This is a genomic window from Pseudomonas marvdashtae (assembly GCF_014268655.2).
Lineage (GTDB): Bacteria > Pseudomonadota > Gammaproteobacteria > Pseudomonadales > Pseudomonadaceae > Aquipseudomonas > Aquipseudomonas marvdashtae.
Window position 1 is genome coordinate 3,594,951 of record NZ_JABWQX020000001.1, and the last position, 24,842, is coordinate 3,619,792.

The following is a 24,842-nucleotide window of genomic DNA, read 5'->3' on the forward strand; positions in this document are numbered from 1 at the left end:
GCGTGGGAATGCAGCCAGGAACGCTCCGCGTTCCGAAAGCGTGACGCAGAGCGTCACAGGAGGCATTCCCACGCGGAGCGTGGGAATGATCAGACACGGACGACTAACCCTCCGGCCGCAGGATCAACACCGCCAACGGCGGCAGATTCAGTTCCAGCGACAGCGCCTGGCCGTGGCTCGGGACTTCCTCGGTTGAGGCTCCGCCGCCGTTGCCATAGTTGGAGCCGGCGTAGGTGTCGGCATCGCTGTTGAGCAGCTCTACCCATCGTCCGCCAAACGGCACGCCCACTCGGTAAGCCTCCCGCGGCACCGGGGTGAAGTTGGCGACCACCAGCACCGGCCGGCCATCCTTGCTCCAGCGCAGCCATGCATAGACGCTGTTGACCGCATCGTCACCGATCAACCATTGGAAGCCTTGCGGCGCGTCGTCCTGGTCGTGCAGCGCCGGCTCTTCGCGATAGAGTCGGTTCAGATCGCTCACCAGCTTCTGCACCCCACGGTGCTCGGGGTATTGCATCAGGTACCAGTCCAGTTGCTGGTCATGGTTCCACTCGCGCCACTGGCCAAACTCGCAACCCATGAACAACAACTTCTTGCCTGGATGGCCCCACATGAAGCTGAGGTAGGCGCGCAGGTTGGCGAATTTCTGCCAACGATCGCCGGGCATCTTGTCGATCAGCGAGCGTTTGCCGTGGACCACTTCGTCATGGGAAATCGGCAAGACGAACCGCTCGGACCAGGCGTACACCAGGCCGAAACTCAGCTCGTTGTGATGGTGGGCGCGGTAGACCGGGTCCTGCTGGATGTAATGCAGTGAGTCGTGCATCCAGCCCATGTTCCATTTGTAGGCGAAACCCAGCCCGCCCTGCTGCGTGCTCTGGCTGACGCCGGGCCACGCCGTGGACTCCTCGGCGATGACTAGCGCGCCGGGGGTTTCCAGCGCGACCACGTCGTTGAGGTGGCGCAGGAAATCGATGGCTTCCAGGTTTTCCCGGCCACCGTGGCGATTGGGCACCCATTCGCCAGCCTTGCGTGAATAGTCGCGATACAACATCGAGGCCACGGCATCCACCCGCAGGCCATCAATGTGAAAATGCTTGAGCCAATGCAACGCCGACGCCAGCATGAAGCCGTGCACTTCGGTGCGGCCCAGGTTGTAGATCAGCGTGTCCCAGTCCTGGTGAAAGCCTTCCAGCGGGTTGCCGTATTCGTACAGCGCAGTGCCGTCGAATTGGGCCAGGCCGTGGGTGTCTGTGGGGAAATGCGCGGGCACCCAGTCGAGTATCACACCGATATTGGCCTGGTGGCAGGCGTTGACGAACGCAGCGAAATCGTCGGGCGAGCCGAACCGCGCCGTCGGCGCAAATTGCGAGAGCGGCTGATAGCCCCACGAACCGCCGAACGGGTGCTCCATGATCGGCATCAGTTCGATATGGGTGAACCCCAGGTCCTTGACGTAGGGAATCAGCCGGTCGGCCAGCTCGTGCCAGTTGTACTGCCGGGCAACTTCGCCCGCCTCGTCGATTTCGCACTGCCAGGAACCGGCGTGCAATTCGTAGATCGACAACGGCGCGCCTGGCAGCTGGCGTTCACGGCGACTTTGCATCCATTCGTCGTCACGCCATTCGACTTTCAGTGGCGCGGCGACTTTGGATGCCGTATCCGGCGGCATCTGGGTGGCCAGTGCCACCGGGTCGGCCTTGAGCGGCAGGATGCCGTGGGCGCCGAGGATTTCATATTTGTAGCCCTCCCCCGGGCCCAGCCTCGGGATGAAGATTTCCCACACACCGGACGGATAACGAATGCGCATCGGGTGCCGACGGCCATCCCAGACGTTGAAATCCCCGACCACCGATACTCGCCGAGCGTTCGGCGCCCAGACGGCGAAGCGCACGCCGTCGATGCCATCGACTGTGGTCAGTTGCGCACCGAGGCAGGAACTGAGGTCGCGGTGATTGCCTTCGGCGAACAGGTAAAGATCCATTTCCCCCAGCAACGGGCCGAAGCTGTAGGGGTCTTCGGCGACTTGCTCGCCACCCGCCCAGCGAGTGCGCAGCAGGTACGGCTGGGCGCGGTCGAAATGGCCGACGAAAAGGCCCGGGGTTTCGGTGACCTGCAACTCGCCCAGCTCTTCGTCGCTGTCGCGGGCAAGCACGTGCACGCTCAGTGCGCCGGGCAGGTACGCGCGGATGAATTGTCCGCCCGCGCCATCGCCATGGGGCCCCAGGATCGAAAACGGGTCTTGATGCTCGGCGCGCACCAGCGCGTCGATGTCATGGGGGGCCGGCAGCAATGACTCTTTGGCCTGCCCCTGGGATTGCTTGTTCGAGACGCTCATGATTCTCTCCACTAAATCGGTCCGGCAATATCGGAAAAGGGTTGCAGCCCACTCAATAACCCGTACAGACCGTGCAACGGCACGGGCAGCCAGGCGGGGCGATTCTCGGCTTCATAAGCCACCTCATAGGCCGCCTTCTCCAGGCCGAACAACGCCAGCGCGGCGTTTTCGCCTTCAGCATCCTTCCACTCATGGGCAAGACTAGCTGCCGCCAGCCGATATGCCTGGACAAATGCCTGGCGGGCCTCAGTCAAATAACGCTCGGCGACCCGTTTGCGCGCCGCATCGGCATCGGCCGTGGTGTCGACGGTGTGCAGCTGAATCGCCATCGCCGCCGCGTAGTCGAAGGAACGCAGCACACCACTGACGTCCTTGTATGGGCTGTGCTTGCCACGTCGCTCATGCAACGGCCGCGCCGGCTCGCCCTCGAAGTCGATCAGATAGGCATCGCCCTTGATCACCAGCACCTGCCCCAAGTGCAGGTCGCCATGGACGCGGATGCGCAAGCCACCGGCGGCCTTGCCGGCGAGGTCCTGGACGTGGGACAGGACGGTTTTCTTGTGTTCCAGCAAGCGTGCGACCATCGCCTGATCCGCCGGGTTCAATTGGCCCTGGTTCTGCTTGAGCAGGCGCAAAGCGTTTTCCACCTGCGCGACGACGTCCTTGCCAATCGCCTGGGCTTCCTTGGCGCTGGTAGCCTGCGGCGCGAAGTCCGGGTTGTCGGTGGGCTCGGCGAGTACCCGATGCATTTCTCCCAGGCGCTGGCCGAGCATGCCGGCAAAGTCCTTCAACTCGCCCAGGGCGTTGTAATGTTGTTCCTGTTCGGACATGGCGTCCGCCAGCTCATCGCGCAAGGCGCGTTCAAGGTTGTTCTGGGTCCATTCCCACGCATCGCCCTGATTGCTCAGGTAGCCCTGGGCAATCATCAGCAGTGCATCCTCGCCTTGGGCGTCGCGACGAATCACCGAACCCAGCAGCGGCGAGATATTGCTGAACCCCGCAGCGGTCAGGTAAGCGCTCATCTCCAGTTCCGGGTGCACGCCGGACGCGACCTTGCGGATCAACTTGAGCACCAGGCTGCCGCCCACCACCACCGAACTGTTGGACTGTTCGGCGGACAAGTAACGCACCTCAGGCTCGGCACCCAGGTTCAGCGCCGCAAGGCCCTCGGTGGGTTCGAAACGCAACTCGCCATCGGCGCAAGGCAGCACCGTGCTGTCCTGTATCCCTTGCATCACCGCGCGCACGAAGCTTTCGAGGGTGAACGCATCGGTGATCAGCCCGACCTGACGGCCCCGGCGAACCCGCGACAAGGCCAGTTGCTGGGGCAGCGCTGGGCCCACCTGGTCCTCGGCCAACAGACCGAAGGGCAGCTGATAGCGCAGCGTCTGGCCCGCGCTAGTGACATCGATTTCGCTGAGCAGCACCGGGTGTTGCGGATCGCCGAAACGCACGCCGTAGACGATGTCGATTTTCTCGATGGCGCTGTCCTTGCCGGAGAACCAGCGGCGGTTCTGCAGCCAGTTCGGCAGGATGCCCTGCTCCAGGGTGGTACGCGACGGCGCCTCGAGCAATTCTTCCAGGCGTTTTTTCAGTACCAGCGTGGTGAAATCCGGCAGGCTCTGGGCGGGCTCCACGTGCCAGCTCGGCATCTGGTTTTCCCCGGCCAGGGCAAACCAATAGAAGCCATACGGCGCCAGGGTCAGGAGGAAATTCAGCTGACCGATGGGCGGGAAGGCATTGCCGCCGAGCATCTCCACCGGGACCATGCCGGCATAGGCCGAAAGATCCAGCTCGGCGGCCTGGGCGCTGCGCGATACGTTGGCCACGCACAAGATGATTTCATGCTTGCCGTCCGGCCCGGTGTATTCACGGGTATAGGCCAGGATCCGGCGGTTGCTTGGCGAGAGCATCTTCAGCGTGCCGCGACCGAAGGCCTTGGACTGCTTGCGCACCGCCAGCATGCGACGGGTCCAGTTGAGCAACGAATGGGGGTCGCCGGCCTGGGTCTCGACGTTCACCGACAGGTAGCCGTATTGCGGGTCCATGATCGGCGGCAGCACCAGGCTCGCCGGGTCGGCGCGGGAGAAACCGCCGTTGCGGTCGATGGACCACTGCATCGGCGTGCGCACGCCATCGCGGTCGCCCAGGTAGATGTTATCGCCCATGCCGATCTCATCGCCGTAGTACAAAGTCGGCGTGCCGGGCATCGACAGCAGCAGGCTGTTGAGCAATTCCACACGGCGACGGTCACGCTCCATCAGCGGCGCCAGGCGCCGGCGAATCCCGAGGTTGATTCGCGCCCGGCGGTCGGCCGCGTAGTAATTCCACAGATAGTCGCGTTCCTTGTCGGTGACCATCTCCAAGGTCAGCTCATCGTGGTTGCGCAAGAAAATCGCCCACTGGCAATTCGCCGGAATCTCCGGGGTCTGGCGCAGGATGTCGGTGATGGGGAAGCGGTCTTCCTGGGCCAGCGCCATGTACATGCGCGGCATCAGCGGGAAGTGGAATGCCATGTGGCACTCGTCACCGTTCAGGCCCTGGGCATCGACGTCGCCGAAATACAGCTGGGTGTCTTCCGGCCACTGGTTGGCCTCGGCCAGCAACATGCGGTCGGGATAATTGGCGTCGATTTCGGCGCGGATCAGCTTGAGGACGTCGTGGGTCTCGGGCAGGTTTTCATTGTTGGTGCCGTCGCGCTCGATCAGGTACGGAATCGCATCCAGGCGCAGGCCGTCGATGCCCATGTCGAGCCAGTAGCGCATCACCGACAGCACGGCCTTGAGCACCTGCGGATTGTCGAAATTGAGGTCCGGCTGGTGCGAATAGAAGCGGTGCCAGAAGTACTGGCCGGCGACCGGGTCCCAGGTCCAATTGGACTTCTCGGTGTCGAGGAAGATGATTCGCGTACCGTCGTATTTGTGATCGTCATCGGACCAGACGTAGAAGTCCCGCGCCTTCGAGCCCGGCTTGGCCTTGCGTGCTCGCTGGAACCAGGGGTGTTGGTCGGAGGTGTGATTGATGACCAGCTCGGTGATCACCCGCAGGTTGCGCTTGTGGGCCTCGGCGATGAAGCGCCGCGCGTCGGCCATGGTGCCGTAATCGGGGCTGACGCCACGGTACTCGGCGATATCGTAGCCGTCATCGCGCCGGGGCGAAGGATAGAACGGCAGCAGCCAGATGGTGTTGACGCCCAGGTCGGCAATGTAGTCGAGCTTCTCGATCAGGCCGGGAAAATCACCGATCCCGTCGTTGTTGGAGTCGAAATAGGATTTGACGTGGACCTGATAGATAACCGCATCCTTGTACCAGAGCGGGTCGTTGATAAAGGTGGCGGACCGGGGTTTCTTGGCCATTTGCAACTCCTGAAAATTCGATAAAACCGCGGGTCACAGGCTTGTTTCTTTTGTAATGCAAGATCTTCTGTGGCGAGGGGATTTATCCCCGCTGGGTTGCGAAGCGACCCCAAAAGCTTCAGCGCGGCCAACCGGACGTATCCGTTTTGACCGATTGGGGCTGCTTCGCAGCCCAGCGGGGATAAATCCCCTCGCCACGAAAGCCGTTCTCGCGCCTCACGCCACGCTGATCCGCCAGATCCCGAACGGCTGGTACGCCGGGTCGATGCGCATGAACTGGTACTTGCCGTACCAGCTCCAGCGATGTCCGTTCATCAAATCCTCGCCTTGAGTCTGGGCATCGTCAGGCAGGCCCATTTCCCACAGGGGCAACTCGAAATTGGCCTCCTGGACGTTATGCGGATCAAGGCTCACCGCCACCAGGATGAAATTGCTGCCATCGGGGGTGCGCTTGCCGAAATAAAGGATGTTGTCGTTCCAGGCGTTGTAGATCTTCAGGCCCAGGTGCGTGTGCAATGCCGGGTTCTGCCGGCGGATTCGGTTGAGCTGGGCGATCTCGGCAATGATGTTGCCCGGCGCGGTGAAGTCCCGTGGACGGATCTCGTACTTCTCCGAGTCGAGGTATTCTTCCTTGCCCGGCACCGCCGCCGATTCGCACAGTTCGAAACCCGAGTACATGCCCCACAGGCCCGACCCCATGGTCGCCAGCGCCGCGCGTATCAGGAAGCCCGCACGCCCCGACTCATGGAGAAACGCCGGGTTGATGTCCGGCGTGTTGACGAAGAAATTCGGCCGGTAGCATTCGCGCAAGGGCGATTCATTGAGCTCGGTGAAATAGGTCGCCAGCTCGGCCTTGGTGTTGCGCCAGGTGAAATAGGTGTAGCTCTGGGAATAACCGACCTTGCCCAAACGCGCCATCATCGCCGGGGTGGTGAATGCTTCCGCCAAGAACATCACTTCAGGGTATTGCGATCGCACATCGGCGATCAGCCACTGCCAGAACGGCAAAGGCTTGGTGTGGGGATTATCGACGCGGAATATCTTCACCCCCTCGTTGACCCAGCCCACCACGATGTCGCGCAGCTCCAGCCACAGGCTGGGAATGGCATCGGCGGCATAGAAATCGACGTTGACGATGTCCTGATACTTCTTCGGCGGGTTTTCCGCGTATTTGATCGTGCCGTCCGGCCGCCAGCTGAACCAGCCCGGGTGCTGCTTGAGCCACGGGTGGTCCTGGGAACATTGGATGGCGAAGTCGAGGGCGATCTCCAGGCCATGGTCGGCGGCAGCGGCCACCAGGCGGCGGAAATCTTCGCGGGTGCCCAACTGAGGATGAATCGCCTCGTGCCCGCCCTCCTCGCTGCCGATGGCATACGGGCTGCCCGGATCGTCTGGACCTGCGTGGAGGGAGTTGTTCGGGCCCTTGCGGAAGCTGCGGCCGATGGGATGGATCGGCGGAAAGTACAGCACATCGAAGCCCATGTCCTGGATCACCGCCAGGCGCGAATGAACGTCGTTGAACGTGCCGTGGCGGCTGGCATCATCGGTGATGGAGCGCGGAAACAGCTCGTACCAACTGGCGAACTCGGCAAGTTCACGCTCCACGTCCAACGGGTACTCGGGGCTGATGCTCAAGTAAGGCCGGTGGTCGGCCAGGGACATCAAGTCGGCGCTGCGGGGATCGAGGAACAATGCGACCTGCTCTACCGGCAACAGGCCTGAAAGCTCATGGTGCAGCGCGGTCAGCTGTTCCCTCAGTTCGCCATCGCTACGCTCGGCGGCCTGTTGCACGTAATTGCGGCCTTCCTGCAATTCGAGGCTGATGGGCACCCCGGCGGCGTATTTCTTTTGCAGCTCGTAACAAAAGCTGGCGAATTGATCGAGCCAGGCCTCGATGCAAAACACGTAGCGACCCTGGACCGGCGCATTGAACTGCCCACTCCAACTGTTATTGCCCAGCTCGGCCATGACCTCGCTGTTCCAGATCTCGTCTTCCAGGGCGCGCCAACGAATCCGCACGGCCAGCTTGTCGTGGCCATCGGCGAACACCTTGCTGGTCACCGTCACATCCCGCCCCGCCAGGGCCTTGGCGGCAAATAGGCCGCCGTCGATCACCGGCATGGTGTTTTCAATTGCAATACGTGGCAACAACAAGGCCTGTGACAACGGCAAATGCGGGTTGTAGGCCAGGTCAGTCGGGTGTTCGGCAGTCATCGAGCATCGCTCCTTTTACGCCCCATGGACGCGCTTGTGGCGGTAAAGGCCCAACGGGTCCCTGATTAAACTCACTTAAGCTCCGAACCGGACCGGCGACCAAAAGTTCAGCGAGATTTACTGGCCGGCTCCGGGGAATCAAATCCGTCGAGTCATGGTCAACCCAACAAGCACGACTCAAGCCACATCCCCTCCGGAGAGCCGCCCATGAGCATTCCCATCCCGGCCGAAACACCCGATCCGAATATCGACGACCCCAACCTGCCGCCAGCGGGTCCCGACCCGGAGCCGATACCGGAAAAAGACCCACCGCTCGACCCGCAACCGCCCCACGGTGACCCGCCGAGCGAGGCGCCGCCGGAGCGCGTGTGAGGTAGCCTAGTCGCAACTCTCGGGAACGACGTGAAACCTGCCGGAGTGTCAAGCCAGGGCGCCCTGGCTTACCCCTTGTTGTCCCTTTCCAACGCCCGGACAATCATCGGCATCACGCTGAAGATCGCCAGCGCCAACACCGTGCTGAGCAGCGCAGTCGCTTCGCGCCCCAGCCCGGCAGCAACGCCGATGGCCGCCGTCATCCACAGGCCAGCGGCGGTGGTCAGGCCCTTGACGTGGCTTTCATCGCCGTCGGCGTTTTTCAGGATCGTGCCGGCGCCGAGAAAGCCGATGCCGGCCACAACGCCCTGGATCACGCGGCTCATGGCGTCAGCCTGGGAACCGGACATCTGCGGCACCAGCACGAACAGCGCAGCCCCTAGCGCCACCAGCATATGGGTACGCACGCCCGCGGCCTTGCCCTTGTGTTCACGCTCGAACCCGAGAATGCCCCCAAGCAGTGCAGCCATCACCAGACGCACCGTTACGCGCGTCATTTGCTCGGTATCGGTGATGTCGGCGAATTCCGCTTGCAGGGTTACCCAGACTTCATCCCACCAGGATTCCATGGACCTTCCTCTCTCACGTCGATAAATGATGGACCACAAGCGGGGCCAGACGTGCCCGCTGCGACCGCTGATCAGCCGCAACGAACCCTGCTGGTCGCCAGGCGCCTAACGATCAGATATCAGGAAGGAGCACCACCATGACTGTGCGTATCGATGACGACCAGACCTGCCATTTCGAAACCCCCAACGGCCCGGAACAGCGTCCGGCCAGCGAACTGACCATCATCACAGACCCGGACAAAGCCATGTCGGCTGTGGAACTCAATGGCGGGCGGGTCTACCTGACCGAGGCGGAAGTGGACGCCTTGACCGTGGCCGGGGCGGCTGACCGTCGCCAGAACCTGAAGGCGACGGACAGCGACTCAGTGATTTGAATCCCAATCCAATACATTTGTGGCGAGGGGATTTATCCCCGCTCGAGTGCGCAGCGCTCGCAAATTTTTAGGGGCGCTGCGCGCCCCAGCGGGGATAAATCCCCTCGCCACAGTAGTATGTTCGTCCAGCCATGGGTGCATCAACGTGTCGCAGGGCTTGGGGCCGACGGCATCTGATCCGGTTTTTATCCGGCTACCTGAGTCTGTTATGCAAACAGTTCGATGCTCATAGTGCTCCGGCCAGATAGCGGCTGATGAGCGACCGACCATGAGCGAACGAATTCCCGTCCAGTTGATACCGACCTACGATCCCGCGCCGACCAGGATCAAGGCCCGGACCACCGACAACCTGATCCATACCCGCAGCTTCACCGGTTTGTTTCGCACCTTGCGCATCAGCGGTGCCGGTGTCTTGTTCCTGCTGTTCTTCGGCACGGTGTGGTTGGACTGGAACGGTGGCCAGGCCGTGCTCTGGGACCTTTGCGAAAGCAAATTCCATATTTTTGGCGCGACCTTCTGGCCGCAGGATTTCATCCTGCTGTCGGCGTTGCTGATCATCGCCGCGTTCGGCCTGTTTGCAATGACCGTGTTCGCCGGACGCGTGTGGTGCGGCTACACCTGTCCGCAGAGTTCGTGGACCTGGCTGTTCATGTGGTGCGAGAAAATCACCGAGGGTGAGCGCAACCAGCGGATCAAGCTGCAAGCCGCGCCCTGGGGACCGAACAAACTGCTGCGACGCTGGGCCAAGCACACATTGTGGCTCGCCATCAGCCTGCTCACTGGCCTGACATTTGTCGGCTACTTCACCCCGATCCGCCCGCTGGCCGAAGAACTCCTGACCCTGCAAATGGCCGGCGTCAGTTTGTTCTGGGTACTGTTTTTCACCGCTGCCACCTACCTCAACGCCGGCTGGCTGCGCGAAGCCGTGTGCATGCATATGTGCCCTTATGCGCGGTTCCAGAGCGTGATGTTCGACAAGGACACGTTGACCATTTCCTATGATGTGGCCCGTGGCGAAAACCGTGGCCCGCGCAAGCGTGAGGCAGATCCGGCCGCCATCGGCCTGGGTGACTGCATCGACTGCCAGATGTGCGTGCAGGTTTGCCCCACCGGCATTGACATCCGCGACGGCTTGCAAATGGAGTGCATCGGTTGCGCGGCATGCATCGATGCCTGCGATTCGATCATGGACAAGATGGGCTACGCCCGCGGCCTGATCAAATACACTTCCGAACACCAGTTGCAAGGGGGCAAGACCCACCTGCTGCGACCGCGGCTGATCGGCTACACCGCCGTCTTGCTGGTCATGATCGGCGCGTTGGCCCTGGCACTGGTGGAGCGGCCGATGGTGTCGCTGGACGTGAGCAAGGACCGTGGCCTGTTTCGTGAAAACAGCCAGGGCCAGATCGAGAACATCTACAGCCTGAAGATCATCAACAAGACCCAGCAACGCCAGTCGTATCACCTGTCCTTGGTGGACGGCGACGGCTTCGTCCTGCAAGGCCAGACCCAACAGAGCCTGGCGCCGGGGGAGATCGTCGACGTGCCGGTGTCGGTGGCGATGCTCAGCGGGCGTGCTGGCAAAGGTTCAGAGGAAGTGACCTTCAAGGTCGCCGACAGTGACGCGCCTGATGTCTACAGCGAAGCAACAAGCCGTTTTGTCGCACCGATGAATCGGTGAAGCCTTAAGATGCCTCGCTCCCATAATGAAAGCCGCTCCAGACCGGGCCCGCCATGAAACGCTACGAACAATTCGCCGACGACATCGCGCAACTGATCCGCTCCGGCATGCTGGGGCCCGGCCAGCGGATACCGTCGGTACGCTATGCCAGCCAGACCTATGGCGTCAGCCCGTCCACCGTGTTCCAGGCCTATTACCTGCTGGAGCGCCGAGGCCTGATTCGCGCCCGGCCGCGCTCCGGCTACTTCGTCAACCATCATGGGCCAAGCCCGTTCTACGAACCGGTGATCAGCAGCCCGGTTCATGAGTCCACCGAAGTCGATGTCAGCGAACTGGTATTTTCAGTGCTCGACTCGATCAAGGACCCTGCCACCGTACCGTTCGGCTCGGCCTTTCCCAGCCCACTGCTGTTTCCGCTGCAGCGCCTGTCGCGCTCGTTGTCCAGCGCCACGCGGGACATGGATCCGCGCGTGGTGGTCACCGACATGTCACCGGGCAACCCTCAGCTGCGCCGCCAGATCGCCCTGCGCTACATGGTCGGTGGGCTGATGTTGCCAATGGAGCAATTGTTGGTCACCAACGGCGCGCTAGAGGCGTTGAACCTGTGCCTGCAAGCGGTCACAGAACCGGGCGACCTGGTGGCGATCGAGGCACCGGCGTTCTACGCCAGCCTGCAAGTGCTGGAACGGCTCAAGCTCAAGGCCGTGGAAATTCCTGTGCATCCGCGCGATGGCATCGACCTTGAAGTGCTGGAACAGACCTTGGCGCGCCATCCGATCAAGGCCTGCTGGTGCATGACCAGTTTCCAGAACCCCATGGGCGCGACGATGCCCGAAGCGCGCAAACAGGCGCTGGTCGAGCTGCTGCGCCGTCATGAGGTGCCACTGATCGAAGATGATGTCTATGCCGAACTCTATTACGGCCAACAGGCGCCCAAACCGGCGAAGGCGTTCGACACCGAAGGACTGGTGATGCATTGCGGTTCGTTCGCCAAGAGCCTGGCCCCGGGCTATCGCATCGGCTGGGTCGCCGCCGGGCGCTATGCGCAGAAAATCGAACGGCTCAAGCTCATGACGTCGTTGTGCGCCTCGATGCCAGCCCAGGCCGCCATTGCCGACTACCTGCAACACGGTGGCTACGACCGTCACCTGCGCAAATTGCGCTACGCCTTGGAAGAGCAGCAAAGCGCCATGCTCGCCGCCATTGCCCGCTATTTTCCGGCCCAGACCCGCGTGAGCCAGCCAGCGGGTGGCTATTTCCTGTGGCTCGAACTGCCGGAGCAGATCGATTCGCTGAAGCTGTTCCAGATGGCCCTGGCGCAGGGCATCAGCATCGCGCCGGGACCGATCTTTTCAGCGACCCGGCGCTTCAACAATTGCATTCGCCTGAACTATGGCGGCCCTTGGACCGACGTTTCGGAAAAGGCCATGGAGACGTTGGGGCGGATCATCAAGTCGTTCTGAGTCGATTGCCAGCGCTGGACAGCTCAGCGCCCGCCGCCCAGGTCCACAAACGTGCCGGTCGCATACGAAGCCTTGTCCGACAGTAACCAGATAATCGCTTCGGCCACTTCATCAGGGCGTCCGCCCCGCGCCATGGGAATCGCCGATTCCAGCTTGCTGACGCGATCCGGGTCGCCACTGAGGGCGTGGAAATCGGTATAGATATAGCCAGGACGGACCGCGTTGACGCGAATGCCTTCGCCGGCCACTTCCTTGGAAAGTCCGACCGTGAAAGTATCCAGTGCGCCTTTGGAGGCCGCGTAGTCGACGTATTCAGCCGGCGCGCCGAGGCGGGCGGCAACTGACGAGACGTTGACGATGCTGCCGCCCTGCCCGCCATGGCGGGGCGACATGCGCAGCACCGCGTGCTTGGCGCACAGGATCGGCCCCAACACGTTGGTCTTGAGGATCTTGAGAATGCGGAACTCGGACATTTCATCGAGTCGGGATTTGTGCGCAACCGTACCGGCGTTGTTTACCAGTGCAGTGACGCGCCCCAACTCGGCGTCAACGCGATTGAACAGGCCGACCACCTCGTCCTCGATACTCACGTCGGCCCGGACCGCAATGGCCTGCGCGCCCTTGGCCCGGACCTGTTCGAGTACATCCTGGGCGGCATTTTCGTCGGCTTGGTAATTGATGCAGATCCGATAGCCCAGGTCGGCAGCCAACAGCGCCGTGGCCGCCCCGATCCCGCGACCGCCGCCGGTGATGACGATGATTTTATCCACGCTGCTTCTCCGTTTCACGCAAACACATCGGGCCCAAGAATAGCGTTCGCCTGTGTTTTTGCACAACGCGGCCCGCTTACCGGGCCGAGGCACACGCCCTAGCGAACGAGTGCGCGCAGGTCCAGGCGACCGTCCAGCAGCGGCGGGCACCAGTAATAACCGCCGGTAATCGGTCGGCTCATGCGGTACAGGCCATCGGTGATACCGTCCTCCAACCCGCTCATGCGGCGCAGTTGCGCCTCGAAGGCGTCGAGGGAGAAACCGAACGCGAGGAACATCAGGCCAGCGCGATCACCTTCGATCCAAGGCATGGAACGGCGCACGACGAAGGCCTCCGGGGCGAAGCTTTCCTGGGCCGTGCGCTTGACGTGGGCCGACTCCCGCGCGTCTTCGATCTCTTCGTTGTCGCTCAGGCGACGGCCCATGATGTTGTCCCGCTCATGGGGCTGCATCGCCGCGAAACCATCCAGATCATGTTGCCACTGCTGGATTGCGGCAAAACTGCCACCGCGCAACCCGTCGTTGCCCTGGGCCAGGGCGGCGGCGATGGCCGCTTCGTCATGGGGGTTTTCGGTGCCATCTTCGTAGCCGGTCAGGTCGTGCCCGGTCATGTGGCGGAAGGTTTCGTTCATCTGCACCAGGCGCAGGGCCGGCGCCAATGCCGCTTCGATGGCGCGACTGCGGTGCAGCAGCTCGCCCCGGTCCTCGCCGTGCAGCCAGCACCAGAGCGCGTGCTGGGTCGACGGGTTGTCGACGCCGACACCGGCCAGCGCGGGAAACGCCCGCAAGCCTTCAACCTGGCCGCCCAGCGCCTGGACCAGCGATTCGCCAAGGCCGACCACCGCGCGACCATCCAATTGAAACAGCAGTTTGTCGAGCGCAGCCGGCAGTGCCTCGACCGATTCCAGGGCAAAAAACAGATGACGAGCCTGAGGCGGAACAGGGGTGGCGAGAATGCCGGGCTGGTAGTAACTCATGGGAACTCCTTTGGAAAGAGCCGCGAGTTTACCCGGCGGCCGCCGCTTTGTGTGGTTTCGCTTGAGGCCCGTCATTTTGAGCCATTACGCGTTTTTGTAGGAACATGCCCACTGCGCTGTCAGACCAGACGGAAACAAGCCCCTGCCCAACCACTCCCAATTGTCGCGTAGCGGAAAACATCCTAGATTGACCACCCTCAAGGAAGGCCAACAGGAGCGGTCCATGATGCAAATTGCCAGATCGATACTCGCCGGGACGTTTTTCCTCGTCTGCGTAACCACCCCAAGCTTTGCCAAGGAGCGAATTGAAGACCGGGTCAACGCGGTCATCCAGCCCTTGATGAAACAACAGGACATCGCCGGCATGGCGGTCGCGATCACGCATAACGGTCAGCGGCAGTATTTCAATTTTGGGGTCGCTTCCAAGGACACGAAAAGCGCGGTGACTGACCAGACCCTGTTCGAAGTCGGCTCGATCAGCAAGGCCTTCACCGCGACGCTTGGCGCCTACGCCCAGGCCCAAGGCAAACTGTCCCTGACGGACCCCGCCGGCCGCTTCGCCCCCGAATTGCGCGGCAGTGCCTTGGAAAGCATCCGCCTGCTCGATCTCGCCACCTACACCCCGGGCGGCCTGCCGTTGCAGTTCCCCGACGATGCCGACCGTCCCGACCGGATGTTCAGTTATTACCAGAGTTGGAAACCGCTCTACCCGGTCGGCACCCAGCGGCTGTATTCGAACCCGAGCATCGGCTTGTTCGGCCATCTGGCGGCCCGCAGCCTGGGGCGACCGTTTGACGAGGTGATGGAACAAACGTTGATGCCCGGGCTGGGCCTCAAGCACAGCCACGTGCGGGTGCCGCAGGACCAACTGGGCCGGTATGCCCAAGGCTACGCAAAGGATGGCAGGCCGGTGCGGGTCGGCCCCGGCGCGATGGATTCGGAGGCCTACGGGGTGAAGACCAGCTCATCGGACCTGATTCGTTTCGTCGAGGCCAACCTGCAACCTGAAAAGCTGGACGCTGACCTCAAGCAAGCCATCGCCACGACACAAACAGGCTTCTACAAGGCCGGCCAAATGACTCAGGGGCTGGGCTGGGAGTTCTACCCCGCCCCGTTCACCCTGGAGAAATTGCTCGCTGGCAACACGCCAGGGATGGCCCTGACCCCGCAAAAAGTCGAACCGCTCGACCCACCCCGGCCCGCGCCGGACGGTGCCTGGATCAACAAGACCGGGTCTACCAATGGTTTCGGTGCTTATGCGGCGTTCGTCCCTGGGAAGGATGTGGGGATTGTGCTGCTGGCGAATAAAAACTACCCGAACGAAGAACGGGTGAAGGCCGCGCACCAGATTCTGATGGCGTTGCAAGAGCAATGAGGTCACCTCACCACAGGGACCTCGTCGCTCTTGGAATCAATCATCCAGCGGTTTCGGCGCAGCCGCTGGCTTGGCTGCCTTGCCCGGCTTCGCACCTTTCGCGTCCTTGGCCGGCTCGGGTTCCGGCGCGGGGGGTGACGCCGCAGGGGTCGCTTCTTTTTCCGCTGCGGGAAGTTTATCGACAGTGTCGAACAATTCTTTCAACTCGATCGCGCCCGAATGCTCAAGCTTCTTTTCCCCGTCCTTGCCCACCAGGATGATCTTGGTCTGCGCACCGGCCCCCAGTTTGAGAGAACGAATCAGCGCCATGGTGCTCTGCGGGTCGAGGTCCTTGCCGTCACGCTGCCCGATGGTGTTGAGCACCGTGTAAAGCACCATGTTGCGCTCGGAAAAACCCTGCTTGCCCGCCGGCTCATCCAAGGCTTTCTTCAGGTTGACCCACGCAGGGTCGACGGAGCTGGGCGCGATGACGATCAGCGGGCGAGACTTGCCGACTTCCGCCACCAGGGGTGAATCGCCATCGGCGGCGAACAGGGGGCCAGCGATGGCCAGCAGGGTAGCGAAGGTCAACGACCGAATAAGCATGCGCCTCTCCTTTTGATATTTACGCTGTACTGATTGCACATGGCGGCGATTGTTCCGCGAGAGTCGCCCGATACGCTGCTGCCTGCCTTGAAGCTTAGGCGACCGGACCCATAGCGCAACCGTGACACAAGGCGTTCAAAGGCCGAACGGAAAAGTGTCCTCCTCGTTTTCCAGCGGGTGAGGCGCGGGTAACGGCGTGACGGCTTCGGTCTGTTCGAACCAGAGCCAGGCGTCGAATTGTTCGGCCAGCACCGCCTCGAAATAGTGGCTCTGGCGTTCGGTCTCAGGGCGGTAGATCACACCGATAGCGCGTTCAAGCAGCGGTTCCGACAACGCGTCCAACAAGTCTTCGTCGGGCGCGGTTCGCCAGTCGGTCAGCGATGCGCCCACGCCTGCCAGCAAAAACTCCCGCTCCCAACTGCCGGCCAGCGCTGGCACGACTGGCTTGATTTTCATCGGCGCGTCCCAGTCATCGGCCGCCGCCACGCTGCCATGGTCAGTGCCCATGCCCAGCAACACCGCGTCGCGACCATAGGCCATGCGGCACAATTGGCCAATATTGAATTCCCCTTCCCAGCCCATGCGCGTCGCGGCGGCATTGCCGATGTGGGAGTTATGTGCCCAGACCACCGCTTTTGCACCCGGCCCACGATGCTCCAACAGGCTTTGCAAGGTGTCGAACATATGCCTGTCCCGCAGGTTCCAGGACGATTTGCCGCCACGGTACATCGCTCGGTAATACTGCTCGGCGGCGCGCACGACACGAGCATTCTGGACGGCACTGAAGAATCCTTCGTCGTCCTGGATCAACGGGTCGAGGCGCTCGGCCAGCAAGCTGTTGAGCTGCTCGACCACGGCGTCTTCGCACGTCGCCAGGTTGCCGCGTTCGGTGAAATGGCCGTACAACGCCGGATCGTCGTGCCACGGCGTCAGGCAGCCATAACGGTGTCGGGCGTCACGGGACAGATGTGGATGGCTCTTGTCGAGGTAATCGAGCACCTCGTCGATGGAATGCCGCAGGCTGTAGACGTCCAGGCCGCGGAACTCCACGCGTCGAGCGGCAGGCTGGCCGAGGTTGTGGTCCCGCAGCCAACGGACGAACGCCTGGACATCACTGTTGCGCCACATCCAGCTCGGGAAACGGGCGAAGGCCTGCTGTTTCCAGGCCGAGGGGCCCAGGTCACGGACGCAGCGGTCGATTTGCCCGGCGTCGGGCCAGTCGGCTTCGACGGCGACAATGGCGAAGCCGTGATGCTCGATCAGATGTCGGGTGATGGCGGCGCGGGTGCGGTAGAAATCGTGGGTGCCGTGGCTGGCTTCGCCGATCAGTACGACCTTGGCGTCGGCGAAGCGATTGAACATCTGGCCAAAGGCCGGGCTGTCCTCGGCGGGCAGCGGCTCGGCGTGATGACGCAAGATGTCGGCAATGCCGGTGCGCGGTTCGGCGCGATGACGGCGTAGGCGTTGCAGCAGATCTCTGGCTGGGCTGTTCATGGATCGTGGCCTCATCAGTACCTGGTTTACAGGTATGACTACGGCGACATCCGCATGACTCCGAGCAAATCAGAACGCCAGTTTGAAGCCGATCAGCGCCAACATCACCGCCAGGCAAGGGCGCAGGAGCTCGTCGGAAATGCGTCCCGACAAGTGGCTGCCCAGATAGATGCCCGGCAACGAACCGATCAGCAGAAAGCCCAGGATGTGCCAGTCCATGTTGCCCATGCTCGCATGGCCCAGGCCAGCGACCAGGGTCAGCGGCACCGCGTGGGCGATTTCGGTGCCCACCAGGCGCTTGGTAACCAGGAACGGATAGAGGATAAACAACGCGACGGTGCCCAGCGCGCCAGCACCGATGGAGGTCAACGCGACCATCGTGCCCAGGACCAGGCCAGTGATCACGGTCAAAACGTTGAGCCGCGAACCGCTGGGGTTGTAATGGCCGCCGGCGCGGTCATGGGCGAATTGCAGCAGGCGTTTCTTGAACAGGATCGCCAGGGCGGTGGCAAACAGCACAAAGCCCAGGGCTTGCTTGATGACCGCGTTCATCGCGTCGGGCGAGCCGTCCAGGCTGCTGAGAAACCACAGGGTCAACCCGACCGCCGGCACACTGCCAAGGGTCAGCCAACCGGTAATCGCCCAGTCGATATTGCGATTTTTGGCATGGACCAGGACGCCGCCGGATTTGGTGATTGCCGCGTACAGCAGGTCCGTACCCACCGCCGTCGCAGGGTTGATACCAAACCATAACAGGATGGGAGTCATCAGCGATCCGCCACCCACGCCGGTCATTCCGACGATGAAACCGACCACCAGGCCCGCTACGACTAAACCGACATTACCGAAATCCATCAAACCCGTCTCAGCGCGACCGCGTGAAAAATCTGGCCGCGAGCATAGCGATTTTTCTTATAACTCCCTATATCGATGTGATCTATCTTTATTCCATTCTTACTGGACCGGCAGGAAATTGAGGAACAGCAAGCTCTGCGCGTAATTGAGCCCTATGCGCCGGTAGCGCTCGTCGAGCATCTGCGTCAGCAGGTCCAGCCGCGCGACTATTTTCCCGAACTCGACGGCGAAGCTCAGGTTGCTCCCCTCCTCCGAAATTTCATTGGAAAACAACATCGGCGTGCCGTCCTTGTTCTGTCGCTGGCCCAGCAACCACGTGGCTTTCTCGATGTTGCGCGCCGCGTTGCTGACGAAGCGCGGGTCAATGGTATCGGTCATATAGAACTCGAGCCGATTGCCATGGGCCGTCACCAGCATGCTGCCGATGGCGTAGATGAATGCACCGACCCGATCGCCGAGAAACTCCGGGCTCATGGCGTAGCTCAGGGCGGCGAGATCCTTCTTGTTGCCCAGGGTTGGCAAAGGTTGTTGCTGCTCGATGGCCTGGCGCACCTGCTTGACGGCAATACGCGCATCCAGGAAGCCCGACTTACGCAGCTCTTCAGGGTTGCGCAGGTAAAGCTTGTGCATCAGCAGGTACAGACTTTCCAGGTTGTCATGCATCGAGAGCGTGGCCATGCGGTCGACACTGGTCTGCAAGAATTCCTGGGGCCGGGCGTTGCTGAACTGATTGACCATGTCCTGGCCCTGCTGCTGACTGCAGCCGCCGCTGAGCAGCAACAAAAGCCCTGCCAGCAGCAAGCCGCAGCGCCGTGGCAATACCATTTCGAAAGGGAAAACACCGGCCATTGAATCTCGGTCTGGGCATGGGGAAACGGTGGGGGTCGCCGCTTCCTGGCCATGGATAGAGCGGCAAAAGTCCCAAAAGTGCAGTGGTCGCCATCAAATCTCCCGCTCGGGTCAGGCTCGCCCCGCTCAATTAGTCTTACTTTTTAATTGATAATTCTGTATTTATGGCTATAAATCCCTTCGCAAGCCATAAATAGAAAGACTACTGAACAGAAAAACCTTCATCGCTGTCCGACCAAGTAACGGACTCGACCCGCGTTAAAACAACAACAAAACAACAGGAAGGAAGGTCACACCATGCTTGAATCCAAATATCTGCTCACGGCCCTCGGAGTCTCTCTGATGATCGCCACCTCATCCCAGGCCGCGGGCCTGACCAACGAACGCGTTGCGTTCGGCAAGACCAACGACGGCACCGCGGTTGAAAAATACATCCTGCGCAACAGCCATGGCATGGAGGCGACCGTCATCACCTATGGCGGGATCCTGCAATCGCTGGTCGTGCCGGACAAAAACGGCATGACCGCCGACATCGTGCTGGGCTTCGACGATGTTCAGGGCTATCAGAAGAACGGCAATGTGTATTTCGGCGCGACCATCGGCCGCTTCGGCAACCGCCTGGCCGGCGGCGCCTTCGAGCTGGACGGCAAGCGTTACCAAGTACCGCAGAACGATAAGGACAACTCCTTGCACGGCGGACCTCAAGGGTTCGACAAACGGGTATGGAAAGCCGAGCCGAGCAATGACAAGGATTCGGTGGGCGTGACCCTGACGTATGTATCGGCGGACGGCGAAATGGGTTTTCCCGGCAACCTGAAGACGGACGTTACCTACAGCCTCAACGATAAGAACGAGCTGCGCATCGACTACAAGGCCACCACCGACAAACCGACGGTGCTGAACCTGACCAACCACAGCTATTTCAACCTGGCTGGCGCGGGCAACGGCGACATCCTCAAGCAAGTCGCGACCCTGCACGCGTCGCGTTATACGCCGGTGACGGCCAAGCTCATCCCCACTGGCGAGCTGGCGCCTGTGGCTGGGACGCCTATGGACTTCACCAAGCCCACTGCCATTGGCACGCATATCAAGGCCGATCACCCTCAACTCAAATTTGCCGAGCCGAAACAGGGCGGCTTCGATTTCAACTGGGTGCTCGACGCCAAGGGGGACGTGAGCAAACTCGCCGCCGATGTCCAGGATCCGCAATCCGGACGGCGCCTGCAGCTCTATACCAGCGAACCCGGCGTGCAGTTCTACACCAGCAACTTCCTTGATGGCACGGTCAAGGGCAAGCAAGGCAAGGTCTATTCGCACTGGGGTGCGTTCACTCTCGAGACCCAGCACTACCCGGACTCGCCCAATCAGCCGTCCTTCCCTTCAACACGACTTGACCCGGGCCAGACCTACACCCAGGCCATGGTGCTGAAGTTCTCGGCCGAGTAACTTCCCCACGATTGATCGTTCCCGCCCGTTACACGGGAACGATCAAGATGGGAACACCTGGTCTATCCTGCTGCCACACGCTTTATCGACCCGCAGAGCAGGAGATGTGCATGAGAACTGTGGAATTGGCCGGTGTTTCGGTACCGGTAATCGGCCAGGGCACTTGGCGCCTGGGTGAAGAACCGTCCCATCACAAGAAGGAAGTGGCCGCCCTGCGCTTGGGCATCGAACTGGGCATGACGCTGATTGATACGGCGGAAATGTACGCCGAGGGCGGCGCCGAACACGTCGTTGGCGAAGCGATCACCGGGCTGCGCGACCAGGTGTTCCTGGTGAGCAAGGTCTATCCGCACAACGCCAGTCGTAAAGGCATTCCGTTGGCCTGCGAGCGCAGCCTACGGCGGCTCGACACCGATTACATCGACCTGTATCTGCTGCACTGGCGCGGCCAGTACCCGTTGGAAGAAACCGTCGAAGCGTTTGAACGCCTGCGCGAAGAAGGCAAGATCGGGCGCTGGGGCGTGTCGAACTTCGATGTCGCTGACCTCGAGGAATTGGCCTCGCCGGCCTGCGCCACCAATCAAGTGCTGTATAACCTGCAAGAACGCGGCATCGAATTCGACCTGCTGCCCTGGTGCCAGCAGCAGCGCATGCCGGTCATGGCTTACTGCCCGGTCGGCCAGGGTGGACATTTGCTGAAGGATCACACCCTGCAACAGATTGCCGAGCGCCACCGCGCGACGCCGGCGCAGATCGCCCTGGCCTGGCTCTTGCGCCAGGACAATGTCATCGCCATCCCCAAGGCCGTGCAACCTGAACATGTGCGCCTGAACGCCGAAGCAGCGAATCTGCAGCTTGAGCCCCAGGATTTGGCGGCGTTGGACCTGATGTTCCCGCAGCCACAGGGCAAGCAGCGGTTGGCGATGGTCTGACTCCACTGAAATCGGCGGGCACTGACCTGTGGCGAGTCATGGAAAATCAGAACAACCCCATCTGCCCCCCGATCAACGTTGAAAAATCATCGTCCACAAACGGCAGGATCGCATCCGCCAATGGCTGCAGCTGCTTGGTCACGTAGTGGTCGTAGTCGATTGGCGCACTACGGGTTTCCAGTGGTTCAGGTCCTGTGACGGTGATCACGTAGCTGATCCAGCCACCGTTCTGATACTGCCGTGGACGGCCCTGGCGCTCGTTGAACTCATCGGCGAGCCGCGCTGCCCGAACGTGGGGAGGAACGTTGCGTTCGTAGTCATCCAGCGGACGGCGCAGGCGCTTGCGGTAGACCAGTCGATCATCGAACGCCCCGGCCAGCGTCTGCTGGACATAATTGCGCACGTAGTCCTGATAGGGCTTGCGATGGAAGATCCGCCCGTACAGCTCCTGCTGGAACTGCCGGGCCAGGGGCGACCAGTCGGTGCGCACGGTTTCCAGGCCCTTGTAGATGATTTCGTCGCTGCCGTCGGCACGGGTCACCAGGCCGGCGTAGCGCTTCTTGCTGCCCTCCTCCGTGCCACGAATCGTGGGCATCAGGAAGCGCTTGAAATGGGTTTCGAACTGCAGCTCCAGCGCACTCTGCAATCCATACTCGTCGCGCACATGATCGCCCCACCATTGGTTGACGTAAGCGACCAGGTCCCGGCCGATCTGCGCGGCCTCTTCCTGGCCGTGAGCCCGGCCCAACCAGACGAATGTCGAGTCGGTATCGCCATAGATCACCACGTGCCCCTGGGCTTCGATCAGCTGCCGGGTGCGCTGCATGATCTGGTGTCCGCGCAGGGTGATGGACGACGCCAGCCGTGTATCAAAGAAGCGACAGCCGCTGGAGCCGAGCACGCCGTAAAACGCGTTCATGATGATTTTCAGCGCCTGGGACAGCGGCGCGTTGTGTTCGCGCTTGGCCGTTTCCCGGCCTTCGGCGACCCGCGCCACGATGGCGGGCAGGCAGTGGCGGGTGCGGGAGAACCGCGCCCCGCGAAAACCGGGCACCGACTCGCCATCGTCCGGGTGGCGCAGGCCTTCGATCAAGCCCACCGGATCGATGAGGAAGGTGCGGATGATCGACGGGTACAGGCTCTTGTAGTCCAGCACCAGCACTGACTCATAGAGCCCCGGCTGGGAGTCCATGACAAACCCGCCAGGGCTCGCCTCGGGCGGACGCTGGCCAAGGTTCGGCGCGACGAAACCCTGGCGGTGCATCAGCGGCATGTACAAATGCGTGAACGCCGCCACCGATCCCCCGCTGCGATCCGCCGGCAGGCCGGTGACGCTGGCCCGCTCCAGCAGGAACTTGAGCAGCTCGGTCTTGGCGAAGATCCGCGTGACCAACTCGCAGTCCTTGAGGTTGTAGCGAGCCAGGGCCGGCTTGTCCTCGGCGAACATGCGGTTGATTTCATCCATGCGCTGGTAGGGGTTGTCGATGGACTTGCCTTCACCGAGCAGCGTCTGGGCGACGTTTTCCAGGCTGAACGAGGGAAAGCTCCACGTGGCCGAACGCAAGGACTCGATCCCGTCGATGATCAACCGCCCAGCCGCCGAGGCGAAGAAATGGTTGTTGCGCGCGCCGTGCTCGCGCCATTGCATTTCTTCGCCACCACGCCCCAGGCGCAGCGGCACGGCCAGCCGGCGGGCGTGTTCATGCAGCACGCGCAAATCGAACTGCACCAGGTTCCAGCCGATGATCGCGTCGGGGTCGAAGCGAGCGAACCATTCGTTGAGTTTCTTCAGCAGCAACGTGCGGGATTCGCAATATTCGAGCTGGAAATCCACAGCGCTGTCGTCGCCGTTGGGCGGCCCGAGCATATACACCTGGCGCTCGCCGCAGCCTTCCAGGGCGATGGAATAGAGATCACCCTGGGCGGTGGTTTCGATGTCCAGGGACACCAGTCGCAACGGTGGACGGTACTCAGGCGCCGGTTTCATCTGGGCGTCGACCAGTTGGCCATCCGCGGCCGGCGTGCCGCCGAACCAGACCGGCGCGGTGATGAAGCGCTCCATCAGGTAACGCTCCGGCGGCCGGATGTCAGCCTCGAACACCTCGACGCCGGCGCGGCGCAACGTGGTGTCCAGGCGCATCAGTTGCGCATGTTGCCGGCAATACAGGCCCAGCACCGGGCGATGCTCGAAATCCAGCAGCTCCAGGGGACGCAACTCGACATCCTTCTCGCCCTGCAGCAGCGCCTCAACCTGGCCGCGCTGGACCTGCGGCACGAACGCCACCGATGGCTGCACCGGCAGGCGCACACGGCGGGGACCGGCGTCGGTGGCCAGCCAGAACTCGACTTCAGTGCCCGCCGGGGTATCGCGCCAATGCCGGGTCAGGACGAAGCCCTGCTGTAGATCCACCGCTGAAACCTCAGATTTTACATAAGGGGTGATTCTACCTGTGGCGAGGGGATTTATCCCCGCTGGGCTTGCGCAGCAGCCCTAAAACTACCAACGCGATTTATCAGGCCGATGTAATCCTCTTATCGGGGCTGCTGCGCAGCCAACGGGGATAAATCCCCTCGCCACAACTGCGCAAGACATTACTTTTACACGAATCCAGCTTTCATGACGCTTTTGGACGGCTGACTGCCGCTTTATCGCTTGCTCTGCGCCGTTGGGTCTACGATTCTTAAACCACCCGCAAAAACGCTACCCGAGGCCACCCATGAAAACCGTCGCGCAGTTGCTCCGGATAAAAGACGAGAAGAACCAGCAAGTGCATACCATTTCACCGGACGACATGGTGCTGCAGGCGCTGATGCGCATGGCCGAAAAAAACGTCGGCGCCCTGCTGGTAGTAAAAAACGACGAAGTGCTGGGCATCATCAGCGAGCGCGACTACGCACGCAAAATGGTCTTGCATGGCCGCTCCTCGGTGGGCACGAAAGTCAGTGACATCATGGTTTCGCCGGTCATCACCATCGATCCTCATCAAACCGTCGAGACTTGCCTGAGCATCATGACCGATAAGCACCTGCGGCATTTGCCGGTGGTGGAGGACGGCAAGCTGGTCGGCCTGTTGTCCATTGGTGACCTGGTCAAGGAAGCCATTGCCGAGCAGGCGGACCTGATCAGACAACTGGAGCAATACATTCGCGGCGAATGATTGGCGCGGACGGGTTGCTCATTTCCAACTCACT

The 24,842-nt window shown here is 61.7% G+C and carries 19 protein-coding genes; 8 read left to right on the top strand and 11 right to left on the bottom strand.

All coding sequences use genetic code 11. The annotated features are described in order from the left end of the window. Nucleotides 1-103 precede the first annotated feature (103 nt). The 3 genes from glgB to HU742_RS16145 form a co-directional block, all read right to left on the bottom strand. The gene (gene glgB, locus HU742_RS16135; RefSeq protein WP_186643230.1) at nt 104-2,338 is read right to left on the bottom strand and encodes a 1,4-alpha-glucan branching protein GlgB; all 2,235 of its coding nucleotides are present in this window, start codon (nt 2,336-2,338) and stop codon (nt 104-106) included. Between the two features lie 11 nt (nt 2,339-2,349). Then, complete coding sequence (gene treS / locus HU742_RS16140) at nt 2,350-5,694, bottom strand: maltose alpha-D-glucosyltransferase (protein WP_186643229.1); 3,345 nt, start codon at nt 5,692-5,694, stop codon at nt 2,350-2,352. A 216-nt stretch (nt 5,695-5,910) separates the two neighbouring features. Next, a complete protein-coding gene (locus tag HU742_RS16145; protein WP_186643228.1) occupies nt 5,911-7,908 on the bottom strand; it encodes an alpha-1,4-glucan--maltose-1-phosphate maltosyltransferase in 1,998 nt (665 codons plus the stop codon). A 207-nt stretch (nt 7,909-8,115) separates the two neighbouring features. Between HU742_RS16145 and HU742_RS16150 the strand changes: the two genes are divergently transcribed. Next, the gene (locus HU742_RS16150; protein ID WP_186643227.1) at nt 8,116-8,280 is read left to right on the top strand and encodes a hypothetical protein; all 165 of its coding nucleotides are present in this window, start codon (nt 8,116-8,118) and stop codon (nt 8,278-8,280) included. A gap of 68 nt (nt 8,281-8,348) precedes the next feature. Here the strand turns inward: HU742_RS16150 and HU742_RS16155 are convergent, their stop codons facing one another. Next, nucleotides 8,349-8,849: an MgtC/SapB family protein gene (locus HU742_RS16155; RefSeq protein WP_186640304.1), complete on the bottom strand. Its 501-nt coding sequence runs from the start codon at nt 8,847-8,849 to the stop codon at nt 8,349-8,351. A 137-nt stretch (nt 8,850-8,986) separates the two neighbouring features. Here HU742_RS16155 and HU742_RS16160 point away from each other — a divergent pair, with 137 nt between their 5' ends. The 3 genes from HU742_RS16160 (at nt 8,987) to mapR (ending at nt 12,367) form a co-directional block, all read left to right on the top strand. After that, nucleotides 8,987-9,223, top strand: a complete 237-nt coding sequence (locus HU742_RS16160; protein ID WP_186643226.1) for a DUF3203 family protein — start codon at nt 8,987-8,989, stop codon at nt 9,221-9,223. 268 nt (nt 9,224-9,491) lie between these two features. Further along, entirely contained in the window at nt 9,492-10,904 is a 1,413-nt protein-coding gene (gene ccoG / locus HU742_RS16165) for a cytochrome c oxidase accessory protein CcoG (RefSeq protein ID WP_186643225.1), read from the top strand. 53 nt (nt 10,905-10,957) lie between these two features. Then, a complete protein-coding gene (gene mapR, locus HU742_RS16170; protein WP_186640298.1) occupies nt 10,958-12,367 on the top strand; it encodes a GntR family transcriptional regulator MpaR in 1,410 nt (469 codons plus the stop codon). Nucleotides 12,368-12,390: 23 nt separating this feature from the next. On the opposite strand, the gene HU742_RS16175 is transcribed toward mapR, so the two are convergent. After that, on the bottom strand, nt 12,391-13,137 hold the full coding sequence (locus HU742_RS16175) for an SDR family oxidoreductase (RefSeq protein WP_186609686.1): 747 nt from the start codon (nt 13,135-13,137) through the stop codon (nt 12,391-12,393). A 98-nt stretch (nt 13,138-13,235) separates the two neighbouring features. Continuing rightward, on the bottom strand, nt 13,236-14,114 hold the full coding sequence (locus HU742_RS16180) for a Dyp-type peroxidase (protein WP_186643224.1): 879 nt from the start codon (nt 14,112-14,114) through the stop codon (nt 13,236-13,238). 226 nt (nt 14,115-14,340) lie between these two features. Here HU742_RS16180 and ampC point away from each other — a divergent pair, with 226 nt between their 5' ends. Further along, the gene (gene ampC / locus HU742_RS16185; RefSeq protein ID WP_186643332.1) at nt 14,341-15,489 is read left to right on the top strand and encodes a class C beta-lactamase; all 1,149 of its coding nucleotides are present in this window, start codon (nt 14,341-14,343) and stop codon (nt 15,487-15,489) included. 36 nt (nt 15,490-15,525) lie between these two features. Here ampC and HU742_RS16190 read toward each other — a convergent pair whose 3' ends face one another. The 4 genes from HU742_RS16190 to HU742_RS16205 form a co-directional block, all read right to left on the bottom strand. Then, entirely contained in the window at nt 15,526-16,074 is a 549-nt protein-coding gene (locus HU742_RS16190; RefSeq protein WP_186643223.1) for a DUF4174 domain-containing protein, read from the bottom strand. Between the two features lie 135 nt (nt 16,075-16,209). After that, nucleotides 16,210-17,568 carry an erythromycin esterase family protein gene (locus HU742_RS16195; RefSeq protein ID WP_186643222.1) on the bottom strand — a complete coding sequence of 453 codons (1,359 nt, stop codon included), beginning with the start codon at nt 17,566-17,568 and terminating at the stop codon, nt 16,210-16,212. Between the two features lie 69 nt (nt 17,569-17,637). Further along, nucleotides 17,638-18,423 (bottom strand): sulfite exporter TauE/SafE family protein, encoded by a 786-nt coding sequence (locus tag HU742_RS16200; RefSeq protein WP_186640288.1) that lies wholly within the window; start codon nt 18,421-18,423, stop codon nt 17,638-17,640. 99 nt (nt 18,424-18,522) lie between these two features. Next, nucleotides 18,523-19,272 (bottom strand): hypothetical protein, encoded by a 750-nt coding sequence (locus tag HU742_RS16205; protein ID WP_186609691.1) that lies wholly within the window; start codon nt 19,270-19,272, stop codon nt 18,523-18,525. Between the two features lie 297 nt (nt 19,273-19,569). On the opposite strand from HU742_RS16205, the gene HU742_RS16210 reads away from it, so the two are divergent. Beyond that, a complete protein-coding gene (locus HU742_RS16210) occupies nt 19,570-20,718 on the top strand; it encodes an aldose epimerase family protein (protein ID WP_186640286.1) in 1,149 nt (382 codons plus the stop codon). 110 nt (nt 20,719-20,828) lie between these two features. Next, entirely contained in the window at nt 20,829-21,650 is an 822-nt protein-coding gene (locus tag HU742_RS16215; RefSeq protein ID WP_186643221.1) for an aldo/keto reductase, read from the top strand. A 46-nt stretch (nt 21,651-21,696) separates the two neighbouring features. On the opposite strand, the gene HU742_RS16220 is transcribed toward HU742_RS16215, so the two are convergent. Further along, nucleotides 21,697-24,060, bottom strand: coding sequence for a DNA polymerase II (locus HU742_RS16220; protein WP_186643220.1), 2,364 nt, complete (start codon nt 24,058-24,060; stop codon nt 21,697-21,699). A gap of 307 nt (nt 24,061-24,367) precedes the next feature. Here HU742_RS16220 and HU742_RS16225 point away from each other — a divergent pair, with 307 nt between their 5' ends. Next, the gene (locus tag HU742_RS16225; RefSeq protein ID WP_186640281.1) at nt 24,368-24,808 is read left to right on the top strand and encodes a CBS domain-containing protein; all 441 of its coding nucleotides are present in this window, start codon (nt 24,368-24,370) and stop codon (nt 24,806-24,808) included. Nucleotides 24,809-24,842: the final 34 nt, after the last annotated feature.

Excerpts from the sequence above, each read along its gene's own strand:
- HU742_RS16195 (WP_186643222.1), bottom strand. The coding sequence starts at position 17,568 with ATGAACAGCCCAGCCAGAGATCTGCTGCAACGCCTACGCCGTCATCGC.
- HU742_RS16180 (WP_186643224.1), bottom strand. The coding sequence starts at position 14,114 with ATGAGTTACTACCAGCCCGGCATTCTCGCCACCCCTGTTCCGCCTCAG.
- HU742_RS16150 (WP_186643227.1), top strand. The coding sequence starts at position 8,116 with ATGAGCATTCCCATCCCGGCCGAAACACCCGATCCGAATATCGACGAC.
- ccoG (WP_186643225.1), top strand. The coding sequence starts at position 9,492 with ATGAGCGAACGAATTCCCGTCCAGTTGATACCGACCTACGATCCCGCG.
- HU742_RS16210 (WP_186640286.1), top strand. The coding sequence starts at position 19,570 with ATGCTTGAATCCAAATATCTGCTCACGGCCCTCGGAGTCTCTCTGATG.
- HU742_RS16205 (WP_186609691.1), bottom strand. The coding sequence starts at position 19,272 with ATGGCCGGTGTTTTCCCTTTCGAAATGGTATTGCCACGGCGCTGCGGC.
- treS (WP_186643229.1), bottom strand. The coding sequence starts at position 5,694 with ATGGCCAAGAAACCCCGGTCCGCCACCTTTATCAACGACCCGCTCTGG.
- HU742_RS16225 (WP_186640281.1), top strand. The coding sequence starts at position 24,368 with ATGAAAACCGTCGCGCAGTTGCTCCGGATAAAAGACGAGAAGAACCAG.
- HU742_RS16160 (WP_186643226.1), top strand. The coding sequence starts at position 8,987 with ATGACTGTGCGTATCGATGACGACCAGACCTGCCATTTCGAAACCCCC.
- HU742_RS16200 (WP_186640288.1), bottom strand. The coding sequence starts at position 18,423 with ATGGATTTCGGTAATGTCGGTTTAGTCGTAGCGGGCCTGGTGGTCGGT.
- HU742_RS16190 (WP_186643223.1), bottom strand. The coding sequence starts at position 16,074 with ATGCTTATTCGGTCGTTGACCTTCGCTACCCTGCTGGCCATCGCTGGC.
- ampC (WP_186643332.1), top strand. The coding sequence starts at position 14,341 with ATGCAAATTGCCAGATCGATACTCGCCGGGACGTTTTTCCTCGTCTGC.
- HU742_RS16215 (WP_186643221.1), top strand. The coding sequence starts at position 20,829 with ATGAGAACTGTGGAATTGGCCGGTGTTTCGGTACCGGTAATCGGCCAG.
- glgB (WP_186643230.1), bottom strand. The coding sequence starts at position 2,338 with ATGAGCGTCTCGAACAAGCAATCCCAGGGGCAGGCCAAAGAGTCATTG.
- mapR (WP_186640298.1), top strand. The coding sequence starts at position 10,958 with ATGAAACGCTACGAACAATTCGCCGACGACATCGCGCAACTGATCCGC.
- HU742_RS16155 (WP_186640304.1), bottom strand. The coding sequence starts at position 8,849 with ATGGAATCCTGGTGGGATGAAGTCTGGGTAACCCTGCAAGCGGAATTC.
- HU742_RS16145 (WP_186643228.1), bottom strand. The coding sequence starts at position 7,908 with ATGACTGCCGAACACCCGACTGACCTGGCCTACAACCCGCATTTGCCG.